General features: G+C 59.0%; 11 protein-coding genes. 6 read left to right on the forward strand and 5 right to left on the reverse strand.

Going from position 1 to position 12,543, the window contains the following annotated elements; translation table 11 throughout:
• Nucleotides 1-71: 71 nt before the first annotated feature.
• Complete coding sequence (locus BLU78_RS09525; protein WP_010266737.1) at nucleotides 72-3,056, reverse strand: PEP/pyruvate-binding domain-containing protein; 2,985 nt, start codon at nucleotides 3,054-3,056, stop codon at nucleotides 72-74.
• An 88-nt stretch (nucleotides 3,057-3,144) separates the two neighbouring features.
• Here BLU78_RS09525 and BLU78_RS09530 point away from each other — a divergent pair, with 88 nt between their 5' ends.
• The 4 genes from BLU78_RS09530 (at nucleotide 3,145) to BLU78_RS09545 (ending at nucleotide 7,564) form a co-directional block, all read left to right on the forward strand.
• The gene (locus BLU78_RS09530; RefSeq protein WP_010266735.1) at nucleotides 3,145-4,350 is read left to right on the forward strand and encodes a hypothetical protein; all 1,206 of its coding nucleotides are present in this window, start codon (nucleotides 3,145-3,147) and stop codon (nucleotides 4,348-4,350) included.
• Between the two features lie 167 nt (nucleotides 4,351-4,517).
• Entirely contained in the window at nucleotides 4,518-5,453 is a 936-nt protein-coding gene (locus BLU78_RS09535) for a thioredoxin family protein (protein ID WP_176791133.1), read from the forward strand.
• Nucleotides 5,454-5,472: 19 nt separating this feature from the next.
• A complete protein-coding gene (gene gcvT / locus BLU78_RS09540) occupies nucleotides 5,473-6,573 on the forward strand; it encodes a glycine cleavage system aminomethyltransferase GcvT (RefSeq protein WP_010266726.1) in 1,101 nt (366 codons plus the stop codon).
• 22 nt (nucleotides 6,574-6,595) lie between these two features.
• Nucleotides 6,596-7,564, forward strand: coding sequence for a dihydroorotate dehydrogenase-like protein (locus BLU78_RS09545; RefSeq protein ID WP_010266723.1), 969 nt, complete (start codon nucleotides 6,596-6,598; stop codon nucleotides 7,562-7,564).
• Between the two features lie 58 nt (nucleotides 7,565-7,622).
• Here the strand turns inward: BLU78_RS09545 and BLU78_RS09550 are convergent, their stop codons facing one another.
• A complete protein-coding gene (locus tag BLU78_RS09550; RefSeq protein ID WP_010266720.1) occupies nucleotides 7,623-8,258 on the reverse strand; it encodes an HD domain-containing protein in 636 nt (211 codons plus the stop codon).
• Between the two features lie 130 nt (nucleotides 8,259-8,388).
• On the opposite strand from BLU78_RS09550, the gene BLU78_RS09555 reads away from it, so the two are divergent.
• Nucleotides 8,389-9,156, forward strand: coding sequence for a threonine/serine exporter family protein (locus BLU78_RS09555; protein WP_026020875.1), 768 nt, complete (start codon nucleotides 8,389-8,391; stop codon nucleotides 9,154-9,156).
• On the forward strand, nucleotides 9,153-9,653 hold the full coding sequence (locus tag BLU78_RS09560; RefSeq protein ID WP_010266714.1) for a threonine/serine exporter family protein: 501 nt from the start codon (nucleotides 9,153-9,155) through the stop codon (nucleotides 9,651-9,653). The genes BLU78_RS09555 and BLU78_RS09560 overlap by 4 nt, the downstream gene beginning before the upstream one ends.
• 204 nt (nucleotides 9,654-9,857) lie before the next feature.
• On the opposite strand, the gene rny is transcribed toward BLU78_RS09560, so the two are convergent.
• From rny to BLU78_RS09575, 3 genes are all read right to left on the reverse strand, one after another.
• On the reverse strand, nucleotides 9,858-11,405 hold the full coding sequence (gene rny, locus BLU78_RS09565; RefSeq protein ID WP_010266710.1) for a ribonuclease Y: 1,548 nt from the start codon (nucleotides 11,403-11,405) through the stop codon (nucleotides 9,858-9,860).
• Nucleotides 11,406-11,745: 340 nt separating this feature from the next.
• Entirely contained in the window at nucleotides 11,746-12,045 is a 300-nt protein-coding gene (locus BLU78_RS09570; RefSeq protein WP_010266707.1) for a cell division protein ZapA, read from the reverse strand.
• A 49-nt stretch (nucleotides 12,046-12,094) separates the two neighbouring features.
• The gene (locus BLU78_RS09575) at nucleotides 12,095-12,406 is read right to left on the reverse strand and encodes a hypothetical protein (RefSeq protein ID WP_010266701.1); all 312 of its coding nucleotides are present in this window, start codon (nucleotides 12,404-12,406) and stop codon (nucleotides 12,095-12,097) included.
• Between the last annotated feature and the right edge of the window lie 137 nt (nucleotides 12,407-12,543).

Raw genomic sequence — 12,543 nt, forward strand, 5'->3', positions numbered from 1 at the left:
TTTGTCTTATCACAAATATAAAAATATTTCTTATAGATTGTAACCGTTTTCCGGAAATTTTTGGACAAATATTAATCTTCGGGTTTTTCTTCGCGCACCATGCCCTTGTTCGAGCGCCCGTCGATGCAGACCCACAGGGGATTTTCGAAGCGCACCTGCCGCAGGTAGGTTCCTTCGAAGAGGGCCTGCCGGGCGTTGAGCTCCTGCTCGCGGAAAATGCCGTCGCCGCGGAAGGGGTTGATCGTCAGGTATCCCACGCCCAGCGAGGTGACGTTCTGGAAGAAGTGCGTGCCCTGCGAGGGCTCGACATCGAATTTCTCGATGCCGCATTCGACGATCACCTTCGCCTCGGAGATATGGTTCCATTTGACCGGCACGCCGAGGAACGGGTCCGAGGAGCCCCAGCGTCCGGGGCCTACGAGGATGTACGACCGACCCTCTTCGCGCATGCGGTTGTTGAGCATCAGCAGTTCTTCGGCGATCTTCTCGGTCGAGAGCGAGTCGAAGGCTTCGGATTTGATGTAGATGATGTCGGCGATGTCCTGCATCTGCCCGATGCCGAGGGCCTGCTCGCCGTAGATCAGCGCCCGGGAGGTCTCTTCCGCCGCCCAGTCGATGGAGCGGTTGTCCTGGTTGTCGATGATCGGGCGGATTTGCAGCAGGTTGAAGATCTGCTGCTGGCCCGGGGCGACATCCATGTTGACGGCGAATTCCACCTCCACGGGGCAGCGCATCTCCTCGGCGCCCATGCGGAGGATGTCCGAGATGATTTTCGCCAGCGGGAACGTGTTGTATTTTAAAATGTTGTTGAACGTGATAACCTTGCGTCCGCTGTCGAAGGGGCTGTCGGAGATGCGTTCGTTCTCGCGGTCCCAGACCGAGCAGACGTATTTCGAGTTGCGGAACCGGGCGATGTCCGTGAGGCTCAGGCGGTGGAGGTTCACCGCGTCGTCGATCGACGTGCGGAACTCCTCGGGGCGCAGGCTCAGGGCCAGCACCTCGTTCTGCGTGTCGCTCAGCGCCAGCTCGGGGGTTGAGGTCTGGAGCACTTTCTGGGGGTAGCGGGGCGAGAACCGCAGCGTGCGTCCGCCGTCCACGACCAGTTTCCCGAGTCCCATCGCCACGTTGCAGACCCCGTCTGCGGGCTGTTCGTCGCCGATGGGGTAGTAGTTGATCGACCGTGCCACGCCCGAGCAGGTGGGGAAGAAGAGCCCGTCCTGCTCCGTGCCGCACACCTCCTGGATGATGACGGCCATCTTCTCCTCCGAGATGAGGTTCTGCGACGACTGTATGTAGGCCCTCGACGCCGCGAAGTAGACCGAGGCGTAGACGCTTTTGACGGCTTTGAACAGCAGACGGAGCATCTGGTCCTCGTTGTCGACGTAGGGGATCATGTAGGTGGAGTAGATGCCGGCGAAGGGCTGGTAGTGGGAGTCCTCGAGTTTCGACGACGAACGGATGGCCAGCGGCGTGCGGACCGTGCGGATGTAGCCCTTCAGGGCTTCGCGCAGCCGGAACGGGAGCACCGAACTGACGAATTCCGACAGGATCTCCTCATCGGAAAAATCCTGCGAGATAATGTATTTCAATCCGTTGTTGTGGATGAAGTCGTCGAAATACTCCGTGGCGATCACCACCGACCGCGGGATCATGATGCGCACGTTCTCGTGCTTGTCGTACTGGCGGTATTTAATGAGCATCGAGTTCATGAAGGCCAGTCCGCGGGCCTTGCCGCCCAGCGAACCCTCGCCGATGCGGGCGAAGGCCACGGCGTCGGAGTAGGTCTCGGCGTCGAAACGCGCCACGACGCCCTGCCCCAGCAGGGTGCGGTAGTCGCGGATCAGGTTCACCAGCGCCCGGCGGTGCTCCTCGACCGATGTGAAATGGCTCTTGTTGTATTGGCGGATCGAGGCCGCGAGCGGGAACAGACCCCGCGAGTAGAGCCATTTCGAAAGGTGGTTCTGCGAGGTGTGGTATTCGAACGCCTTGTCGGGAATCGTGGCGATCATGTGCTGCATCTGCGTGAGGTCCTTGGCGCGGCCGATCTCGGCGCCCGTGTCGGGGTCTTTGAAGACGAAATCCCCGAAGGCGAACTCCTTGGCGATGTACTCGCTCAACTGCGAAAGGAGCGTCTTGGAGTTCTTGGCGATGAATCCCGCACCGAGCTCCGCGGCCTGTTTGCCGAAAGCCACCTGCGACGATTGCAGCAACACCGGCATCAGCGGGTTGTCCTGTTTGATGCGGCGGCAGAGGTCGATCCCGGCGTCGAGCTTCTCACTCTCGGGCGGATCGTTGCGGTGGAGGACGAATCCCACGTCGGAGATCACGCCCAGCAGGTTTTTCTTGTAACGTTCGTACAGTTCCACGGCCTCCTCGTAACAGCGGGCCAGCAGGATTTTGGGGCGGGCGCGCTTGCGCAGCACTTGCTGCTGTTCGTTGAAGGCGTCCTTCAGGAACTCGGTGTTCTGCAGCAGGATCAGTTTATATAACTCCGGCAGGTAGGTGGAGTAGAAACGGATGGAGTCCTCGACCAGCAGGATGGCCTGCACGCCGCCCTCGAGGATGTCCTCGTCGGCGTTCATCTTGTCCTCGATGAGTTTGATGATGGCCACGATGAGGTCCGTGTTGCCGTGCCACGAAAAGATGTAGTCGAGTCCCGAGCGGTCCTGCTCCTCGATGCGGCGGTAGATGTCCTTTGAAAAGGAGGTCAGCAATCCGACGGGGGTGTTGGGGTGGCGTTCTTTGACGATCCGGGCGAACGAGAAGACGTCGGGTTCGCCGACGTTGTACATCGTGAGGATGAAGTCGAACGTGTCGTCCCCGGCCAGTTTCTCCAGCGCCTCGGCCGTCGAGCTGACGCGCGTCAGCGAGGGCGGGTTCGACATGTTGAGGTCGATGTACTCTTGGTTGATCTGCGATTCGATGTGCCCGTCCTCCTCGAGGATGTAGCCGTCGTAGCTGCAGCACACGAGCAGGATCTTGTGGATGCGGTATTTCATGAACCGGTAGGGGACCTTGCTCCCGTCGGGCATATATTGTTCCAGGCTTTTGTTCATTCGGATGCTAAATTTGTTCTACCAACAAAAATAAGGAAAAATTTGTTACCTTTGGAATCAGAAACGCTGAAATTAGAAAGACAGAGCGATGAACAAGGATAAGTACACCTTACAGGAGGTCACGACGCCCGCCGTGGAGCGCGAGTGGCTCGACCTTCCCAAAAAGATTTATAAGGGAAACCGCAACTGGGTCTGCCCGCTGGACATGGATGTCCTCGAGGTCTTCAACCCGGCGAAGAACGAACTTTTCGCCGACGGCGAGGCCATCCGCTGGGTGGTCCGCGACCGGCAGGGCGCGGTCGTGGGCCGTATCGCGGCGTTCTACAACCGTGAGAAGGCCGCCCTCGAGGAGCAGCCGACGGGCAGCTGCGGGTTCTTCGAGGCGATCGACGACCAGCAGGTCGCCGACATGATGTTCGAAGCCTCGCGCATGTGGCTCGCCAGCCGCGGCATGGAGGCCATGGACGGTCCGGTCAACTTCGGGCAGCGGCGCGACTGGTGGGGACTGCTGGTCGAGGGCTATGAATTCCAGCCTTTGTACAAGAATCCCTACAACCCGCCCTATTACAAGGAGCTGTTCGAGAATTACGGGTTCAAAAACTATTTCAACCAGCACAGCTTTATCTGGCGGGTGAACAACTCGGAGGCCAACAAGCAGATTTTCGCCCGCGCCGAGCGGCTCTACACCGTGCCGGGCTACCGGGTCGAGAATATCGACATGAACAACCTGGAGGATGCCGCCGAGAGCTTCCGCGTCATTTATAACAAGGCATGGGCCCTTTTCTCGGGTGTGAAGCCGATGACGCAGGAGGAGGCGCTCGAGATGGTCCGCGAGATGAAACCGATCATCGACCCCAATATCATCTTCTTCGCCTATTTCAACGACGAGCCCATCGGGTTCTTCATCACCGTCCCCGACCTGAACCGCCTGATCGGCAAGTTCAACGGCAAATTCGGCCTTCGGCAGAAATTGCGCCTGATGTGGGACCTCAAAGTGCGTAAGTCGTGCGACCGCATCTTCGCCATCATCTTCGGCATCACGCCCGAGTTCCACGGCAAGGGAGTCGAGTCGGCCATCATGGTCAAATACTGGCAGTTCCTCGAACGGACGAAGAATCCCTACAAGTCGATGGAGCTGGCGTGGATCGGCGACTTCAACCCTGTGATGAACCGCATGATCGAGACCTACGTCTGCGCCACGCGCCACAAGGTGCATACCACCTACCGCTACCTGTTCGACCGTACGAAGGAGTTTCACCGCTGTCCGCGCCTGGGCGTGAAGCGCCGCGAGTAATCGCTGTCCGGCTGTCGGTTGCATCGGCGTCGGTGTGATGCGTGTCCGCTAATTTTCTTCTTATGAGAAAGTCCGTCATATATGGTTTGCAAATCCTTTGTCTGCTGATTATGTTGATGTCGGCCGGACCGGGTTCTGCCGTTGCGCAGGAGACGGCGAAAAAAATTGTGGCGGTGCCCGACTCGATCCGTTCGGAGCGTCCTGTGCTGCTGTTTTTCACCGCGTCGTGGTGCGGTCCCTGCCGGATGGTCAAAGGCGTGACGTTCCGCAACGCCGAAGTCGCGGCGCTGCTTGGGCGGATTGACCTGCGGGTGCTCGATATCGATACGCCGGCAGGCAAGGTTTATCAGCGGGCCTATGGTTCGGAACGCAGGGGTGTCCCCGAACTGGTGCTGTTTGACCGCACGGGCGTAAAGATTGCTTCACTCGAAGGCTATAACAAGGATCCGCAGCGCACGATCGAATTTCTCGGGCAGGCTTTTCCGAAGGAGGAGCCGACTGCCGCAGCAGAAGTTCCGGCCGTAAAAAGCCGCGATGCCGATACGTTGAGGGTCAGTCTGCCGCCGGAAACCCGTTCGGAGGCATTCCGCGGCGAACGTCCCGGTTTCATGCTGCGGCTCGCCACTTCTCCGTGGACGCTGAACCTCGGTGGCGGCGTTCTGTTTTCCGACGTTGCTTCCTCCGGGTTCGATGCGATGCGTACGGGATTCTATGTTTCGGCGACGACCTCTCTGGTGATAAACCGCCGCTGGGAGGCGGAAGCCGGTTTCGAATTCGCAGCCATGGGAGGCAAAAGCCCTTCGGAGGTGCTGCGAAGCTATTATCTGGCGCTTCCTGCGGAAGTGCAGTATCGGATAGCGACACTTTTCGGAATCAGGATGTTCCTTTCGGGCGGCCTTTACGGCGCCTGCCGTGTGGGATATGCCGCTCCCGATGCGGTTGTGCCGGGACGCTGGGATGCGGGTGTGCGGGGACGGTTGATTTTTGAAGCGGGAACGTTCCGTCTTTCGGCCGGTTATTCGCGGGGCCTGGTGCATTGCCTGGCGGACCGGGGATATAATCAGACGTTCGGTGTCGGGGTGACGATCTGTTTGGGAAAATGACTTTAATAAATAAACTCGGATGAAAATTACCGCATTTACCAAGTACCACATTGCCGCGGGCGCCAAGATGGCCGAATTCGCGGGATACAACATGCCCATCGAATTCACGGGCATCAACGACGAACACATGACTGTCCGCAACGGCGCCGGCGTCTTCGACGTTAGCCACATGGGCGAAATCTGGGTCAAAGGTCCCAAAGCGCTTGCCTTGTTGCAGCGCATCACGACCAACGACGTTGCGAAACTCGTCGACAGCAAGGTGCAGTATACCTGCATGCCCAACGGCCGCGGGGGTATCGTCGACGACATCCTCGTTTACCGGGTCGATGCCGAGACCTATATGCTCTGTGTCAATGCCGCCAATATCGACAAGGACTGGGCGCACATCTGCGCCGAAGGCAAGGCTTTCGGCATGGAGGCCGGTCACGGCAAGGAGCTCTACAACGCCTCGGAGGAGATTTGCCAGTTGGCCGTGCAGGGGCCCCTGGCCATGAAGATCGTGCAGAAGATGTGCACGGAGCCGGTGGAGGAGATGGAATACTATACCTTTAAGAAAATGCCGGTCGCCGGATGCGACGCCATCCTTTCGATCACGGGTTACACCGGTTCGGGCGGCTGCGAGATTTATGTCGCCAACGAGGACGGGGACAAACTCTGGAAAGCGCTGTGGGAGGCCGGCGAGGAGTTCGGGCTGAAGAACATCGGTCTCGGCGCCCGGGATACGCTGCGTCTGGAGAAGGGTTTCTGCCTCTACGGCAACGACATCGACGACACCACTTCGCCGATCGAGGCCGGACTGGGCTGGATCACCAAATTCGCCGACGGCAAGGATTTCATCGACCGCGCCGTGATGGAGAAGCAGAAGGCCGAGGGCGTCGCCCGCAAACTCGTGGGGCTGAAGATGACCGAGCGCGGCATTCCGCGCCACGGTTATCCGATTGCGTCGCCCGAAGGCGCCGAGATCGGGCATGTCACCTCCGGCACGATGTCGCCCTGCCTGAAAGTCGGCGTGGCGCTGGGTTACGTCGAGGCTGCCTATGCCAAGCCGGGCACGGAAATCGCTGTTATCATCCGTGAGAAGCCCGTGAAGGCCGAGGTGGTGAAGATTCCGTTTGTTTAATGTTTAACAGATAATTTTTCCTATGAAAGCGAAATATCTCGGGCTGGAACTCGCAAGCCCCGTCGTGGTCAGCAGTTCCCCCTATACGGCAAACATGCACAACGTCGAGCAGTGCGTCCGCAACGGCGCCGGCGCCGTGGTGCTGAAATCAATCTTCGAGGAGCAGATTTACCGTCAGGCCGCCTCGCTGGACAACATGGAGGGTTACGGCGATGCGGGCGAGTACCTCGAGCGCTATCTGGGCGACGCCTACAAGGCCGAACTGCTGAAACTCGTCGCCGATGCCGCCAAGACGGGCATTCCCGTCATCGGAAGCATCAACTGCGTAGGTACGGGCGATGCGTGGATCGAGTATGCCTCGGCCATGCAGGCCGCAGGGGCTTCGGCGCTGGAGCTGAATATCTTCCTGCTTCCGACGGACCGGCAGGCTTCGGCGCAGGAGATAGAGAGCCGCTATGCCGATATTGTGCGCAAGGTTGCCGCCGGGGTGACGATACCCGTGTCGGTGAAGCTCCCGATGCGATTGACCAACGTGCTCTCGGTCGGCGACGCCCTGCTGGGCCGCGGCGCCCGGGGACTGGTGCTCTACAACCGCTTTTTCGAACCCGATATCGACATCGAGAAGATGAGTTTCGTGAACGGCGATCCGTTCAGCGAACCGACCGAACTGCGCAACGTGCTTCGCAGCACGGCGCTGTGCGCCCATGCGCTGCCGCAGCTGGATATCGCCGTCTCGACGGGCGTGCACGACGGAGCCGCCGCTGTCAAAGCCCTGCTGTGCGGCGCTGCCGTGGTGCAGGTTTGCACGGCTATCCATCGCCACGGCTACGAGGTGATCGGCGGGATCAACCGCTTCATCGACGAGTGGGCTGCCCGTCAGGGCTTCGACTCGCTCGACGAGTTCTCCGGCCGTATGGACTACGGCTCCTCGGAGGGCGAGTTCTACCAGCGGGTGCAGTATATGAAATATTTCCCCCACGGCGAGGAGTAATCGCCGCCTGAAATGAAAATCCCCGGACGCTTTCGAAAAGCTCCGGGGTTTTCATTTGTTATTCGGCGGCGGTTTCCGCGTCGAACGTTTCGTCGAAGAGCCTTCGCAGTTGTTGCGGGTCGCGGATGATCGTCCGCAGCTCTTCGAGCCGCAGGGCGTTGTCCGATTCGGCGATCCAGAGGCGCAGGTAACCCCCTTCGGCATATTTCTTTTGCAGGTGGTCCAGACAGCGCGCATAATGTCCCTCACGGTCGAGTGCAGGGTAGTTTGCCAGTCCGTACTGCACCGTGCGGCGGATGATCGTCGCGGGGTCGATCACCCGGTCGGCTTCGGCCACGATGCGGCCGTAGACCGTGCGGGGTGCGTGGTCCGACGAGGCGCGGTGGTCCTCCACGGCTTCGCGCATCACTTCGATCTGCTCCCCGGTGAACCGGCGACGCACCTCTGCGTCTTCCGCCAGGATGCGTCCGGCGTCGATGTGGTGGCGTTCGCGTCCGTACGCCAGCCCCGTGTCGTGGTAGGCGGCGATGGCGTAGACCATATTTATATCCACGTCGTAATGCGCGGCCAGCGCGAGGCTCTGCGCAATGACCGTGCGGACGTGGTCCGTGCCGTGGGCGCGGTCGAAATGTTCGTAACGGGGGATGATCTCGGCCTCGGCATAGGCCACGAGCGATGGATCGGGTCGTTTCATGCGGCGAAGATACATAAAATTTTTTAGGTATCTTTGGCTTCGCCTTAGATACTCTCGCTCGGCAAAATGCAAGTAAACTTGCTTTTGCCCTCGCTTATCCGTATCTTTGTCCCCGGTTAAAGTTCAGGTTATGAAAACAGTGGCGGAACTCAGGGAAATAGCGCAGTTCATCGCCGAGTATGCCACCCGGCTGATGGGCTCGGGCGTCCACACATCCCGTGTGGTGCGCAACTCCAAGCGGCTGGGCGATGCGCTCGGGGTGCGGGTGATCGTGTCGGCGTTCCAGAAGGTCGTGACCTTTTCGGTCTGCGACGACGAGAGCGGCGAGGTATACAGCGAAGTGGCCGACATTCCGCCCCTGCCGATCAGCTTCAAACTGAACGCCGAGCTGAGCGCCCTGAGCTGGGAGGCCTACGACCGCCGGATGCCGCTCCCGGAAATCCGGACCCGCTATGCGGAGATTATCGCCCGGCCACGTCTCGGCCCCATTTTCACGCTCATCCTCGTCGGCTTTGCCAACGCCTCGTTCTGCCGGCTGTTCGGCGGCGACTGGCTCGCCGTGAGCATCGTCTTCACGGCGACGCTGCTGGGATTTTTCCTCCGCCAGCGCATGCAGGCCAGGGGACTCAACCACTATGTGATCTTCATCGCCTCGTCGTTCGCAGCCTCGATGTGCGCTTCGGTGGCGCTGATGTTCGACACCACCTCCGAAGTGGCGCTCGCCACGAGCGTCCTTTTCCTCATTCCCGGTGTGCCGCTCATCAACGGTGTGATCGACATCGTCGAGGGGCACGTGCTGAACGGCATTGCCCGCCTCACTTCGGCCCTGATGCTGATTATCTGCATCGCCATCGGACTGTCGTGTACGCTGATGATCGTTAAAAACGGATTGCTATGATGCTGCCTGAAATTCTCTCCGACGGATTTTTCGCGGCCGTTGCGGCCATCGGTTTCGGGGCCATCTCCGATCCTCCGATGCGGGCGTTCCCGGTCATCGCCCTGCTGGCCGCCGTGGGCCACGCCCTGCGCTTCGTGCTGATGCAGGGCGGGATGGATATTGCCTCGGCATCGCTCTGCGCCTCGGTCGTGATCGGCGTGGGCAGCCTTCTGCTGGGCGGCCGCATCCGTTGTCCGATGACCGTGCTGTTCATTCCGGCGCTGCTCCCGATGATCCCGGGCATGTATGCCTATAAGACGGTTTTTGCGATGATTATGTTCATGCAGCACTTGGGCGATGCGGCGGCCAGCGGCTTGTATTTGCAGGAAATTCTGCGCAACGGCTTCGTGACTTTCTGTGTGATCTTCATGCTGGCGGCAGGCGCCGCGGCTCCGATCTTCCTGTTTAACAAGCGCGCCCATTCGTTGACGCGCAACAAAAAACACATCTTCGAATAATGGATATTCTCCGGCGGACTCAATTCCCACGGTGGCGTCAGGCCTGACCTGCGGGTGATGAATTTCCTGTTGGCGGCGATGTGTGCCGTTTTCGGGGCTTTCTTTTCCGTCATCCTCTGGCGGCAGTTTGCCGGAAGCCGCTACGGTTGCAAAAAAAATCCCTCCTGAATCGTTCGGGAGGGATTTTTGTCGGAATATGTCGGTCTACTTGGCGTAGGACACGGCGCGGGTTTCGCGGATAACGGTGATCTTCACCTGGCCCGGGTACGTCATTTCGTCCTGGATCTTCTTGGCGATATCGTGCGACAGTCCTTCCGACTCCTGGTCCGAGAGCTTGTCGGCTCCGACGATCACGCGCAGTTCGCGTCCGGCCTGAATGGCGTAGGTTTTCACCACGCCGGGGTACGACAGGGCGATGTCCTCCATCTCCTTCAGACGTTTGATGTAACTCTCGACCACCTCGCGGCGTGCTCCGGGACGTGCGCCCGAAATGGCGTCGCAGACCTGGATGATCGGAGAGATGATCGAGGTCATCTCCACCTCGTCGTGGTGGGCGCCGATGGCGTTGCAAACCTCGGGTTTCTCCTTGAACTTCTCGGCGAGCTTCATGCCGATGATTGCGTGCGGCAGTTCCGGTTCGTCGTCGGGCACCTTGCCGATGTCGTGCAACAGGCCTGCGCGGCGGGCAGTCTTGGGATTGAGGCCCAGCTCGGCGGCCATGATACCTGCGAGATTGGCCGTTTCACGGGCGTGCTGCAACAGGTTTTGGCCGTAGGACGAACGGTATTTCATCTTGCCGATCATGCGGATCAGCTCGGGGTGCAGACCGTGGATGCCCAGGTCGATCGTGGTGCGTTTGCCCACCTCGACGATCTCCTCCTCGATCTGTTTCTGGACTTTGGCCACCACCTCCTCGATGCGGGCGGGGTGGATGCGGCCGTCGGTGACCAACTGATGCAGGGCCAGACGCGCGATCTCGCGGCGCACGGGGTCGAAGCCCGAAAGGATGATCGCCTCGGGGGTGTCGTCGACGATGATCTCGATGCCCGTTGCGGCCTCCAAGGCGCGGATGTTACGGCCTTCGCGGCCGATGATGCGGCCCTTGACTTCGTCGCTCTCGATGTTGAAGACCGTCACGGCGTTCTCGATGGCCGTCTCGGTCGCTACACGCTGGATCGACGCGACGATGATGCGCTTGGCCTCTTTCGTGGCAGTCAGCTTGGCCTCCTCGACGGTCTCGTTGATGTAGGCGGCGGCTTCGGTCTTGGCCTCGGCCTTCATGTTCTCGATCAGGATGTTCTTGGCGTCTTCCGAACTCATGCCCGAAATCTGCTCCAGGCGGGCGTTCTGTTCGCGCTGCATCTGGTCGACCTCCTCTTTCTTGTGTTCGAGGATTTGCAGCTGGTTCTGCATCTGCTCCTTCAGCCGGTCGTTGTCGCGGAGCTTGTTCTCCAGTTCGCGCTGCTGATTCTGCAGGTTTTGCTCGATCTGCTTGGCGCGCTGTTCGCTCTGGGCGATCTTCTGGTTGCGTTCGTTGACCTGACGGTCGTATTCGCTCTTGAGCTGTATGAACTTCTCTTTCGCCTGGAGGATACGCTCCTTCTTGATCATCTCTCCTTCGGCCTCGGCCTCCTTCACGGCGGCTTCGCGGCGCTTGCGGATCGACGTTTTGACCACGAGGTTGGTGACAACCGCGTAGACCGCAACGGCGACCACTGCAGAGATGCAGGCAGTCAAAATGATGGTATACATTGACTCTTACGTGTTTTTAGTTGTTATTATTAGGGTTTCTTGTATAGTCATAAAAAAAACCGCATAGGATTCCTTAGTCTCGTTTGACGAATCTGCCGATCAGTCATGTGTGGGGGCTCCGACAATCGCAATCTTCCAACGGTACGCCGTAACGTACTCCCCCGAAGGGTGGTAAGGCCTGATTTTGAAGCGTCTTGAGTTGCCCCAATGTAATAAATGTTCAGTTTCGCAAAGCTTTAAGGAATCTATGCGGGTAGATTCTTGTATGTAAAAGAACGTTTTTTGTCGGATGCATATTGTCCGCGGGCGGCTCTCGCCTCTGTGCGCTGCGCCCCGGGCGTTACTTCTTCGGGTCGTTGAGATATGCATCTATTTCCGTGCCGATTTTTTCCAGCTGCCGGAGATCTTCGTTGTCCACCTCACGGCTCTGGCGCATTCCGACGTTCGCAATGGCGAATTTCAGTGCGGCCATCGACAGGTAATCCTGGTCGTTCCAGTTTTTGATATTCTGTTGTTTTATCTGTGCGAGGTAATTGTTCACCTCCCGTTCGGCCAGCCGGTACACCTCCTCTTTTTCGCTCTCGATATTGAGTGAATAGCTTTTCCCCGCTATTTTGAGGGTTATCGACTGTTTTGCCATTTTTCGTTTCGTTTATTCTCCTGTCCTGTTCGTCCTGCCTCGGGGCGTCCTATTCTGCCTTCGGAACAGCCAACGGCTGCCCCAGCAACGCGATGCACTTGTCCACCTCCCGCATAAGACGGTTGACGCGAGCCCGCGCTTTTTCCCGGTTCCGGCTCTCTCCCGCAAGGCCCTCGGTCAGCTGCATGCGCGCCAATTCGGCGTCCAGCTCCCGGACACGCTCTTCCAGCGTGCGTTTTTCCGAGCGGAGCGTGTCCCGCTGTGCCGTCAGCTCCGAGCAGAGTTCCGACAGCCGTTTGTGGTCGTCGATAAGCTGCTTTACGCGGGCTTCGAGATTTGTTATCACGCTTTTGTCGGCCATGGTCTTGGGTAAAGGTCCCGGTTTATTTTTCAAAGGTAGGAAAAAAACCGGACGATTCCAAAACGGAATTGCGTGCGGTCCGGCAAAACTTTCCGACCTGCTGAAAGTGTCGTTACGACACCAAAGATACGAAAAAG

This window comes from Alistipes timonensis JC136, from assembly GCF_900107675.1.
GTDB lineage: Bacteria > Bacteroidota > Bacteroidia > Bacteroidales > Rikenellaceae > Alistipes > Alistipes timonensis.

Excerpts from the sequence above, each read along its gene's own strand:
- BLU78_RS09525 (WP_010266737.1), bottom strand. The coding sequence starts at position 3,056 with ATGAACAAAAGCCTGGAACAATATATGCCCGACGGGAGCAAGGTCCCC.
- BLU78_RS09530 (WP_010266735.1), top strand. The coding sequence starts at position 3,145 with ATGAACAAGGATAAGTACACCTTACAGGAGGTCACGACGCCCGCCGTG.
- gcvT (WP_010266726.1), top strand. The coding sequence starts at position 5,473 with ATGAAAATTACCGCATTTACCAAGTACCACATTGCCGCGGGCGCCAAG.
- BLU78_RS09545 (WP_010266723.1), top strand. The coding sequence starts at position 6,596 with ATGAAAGCGAAATATCTCGGGCTGGAACTCGCAAGCCCCGTCGTGGTC.
- BLU78_RS09550 (WP_010266720.1), bottom strand. The coding sequence starts at position 8,258 with ATGAAACGACCCGATCCATCGCTCGTGGCCTATGCCGAGGCCGAGATC.
- BLU78_RS09555 (WP_026020875.1), top strand. The coding sequence starts at position 8,389 with ATGAAAACAGTGGCGGAACTCAGGGAAATAGCGCAGTTCATCGCCGAG.
- BLU78_RS09560 (WP_010266714.1), top strand. The coding sequence starts at position 9,153 with ATGATGCTGCCTGAAATTCTCTCCGACGGATTTTTCGCGGCCGTTGCG.
- rny (WP_010266710.1), bottom strand. The coding sequence starts at position 11,405 with ATGTATACCATCATTTTGACTGCCTGCATCTCTGCAGTGGTCGCCGTT.
- BLU78_RS09570 (WP_010266707.1), bottom strand. The coding sequence starts at position 12,045 with ATGGCAAAACAGTCGATAACCCTCAAAATAGCGGGGAAAAGCTATTCA.
- BLU78_RS09575 (WP_010266701.1), bottom strand. The coding sequence starts at position 12,406 with ATGGCCGACAAAAGCGTGATAACAAATCTCGAAGCCCGCGTAAAGCAG.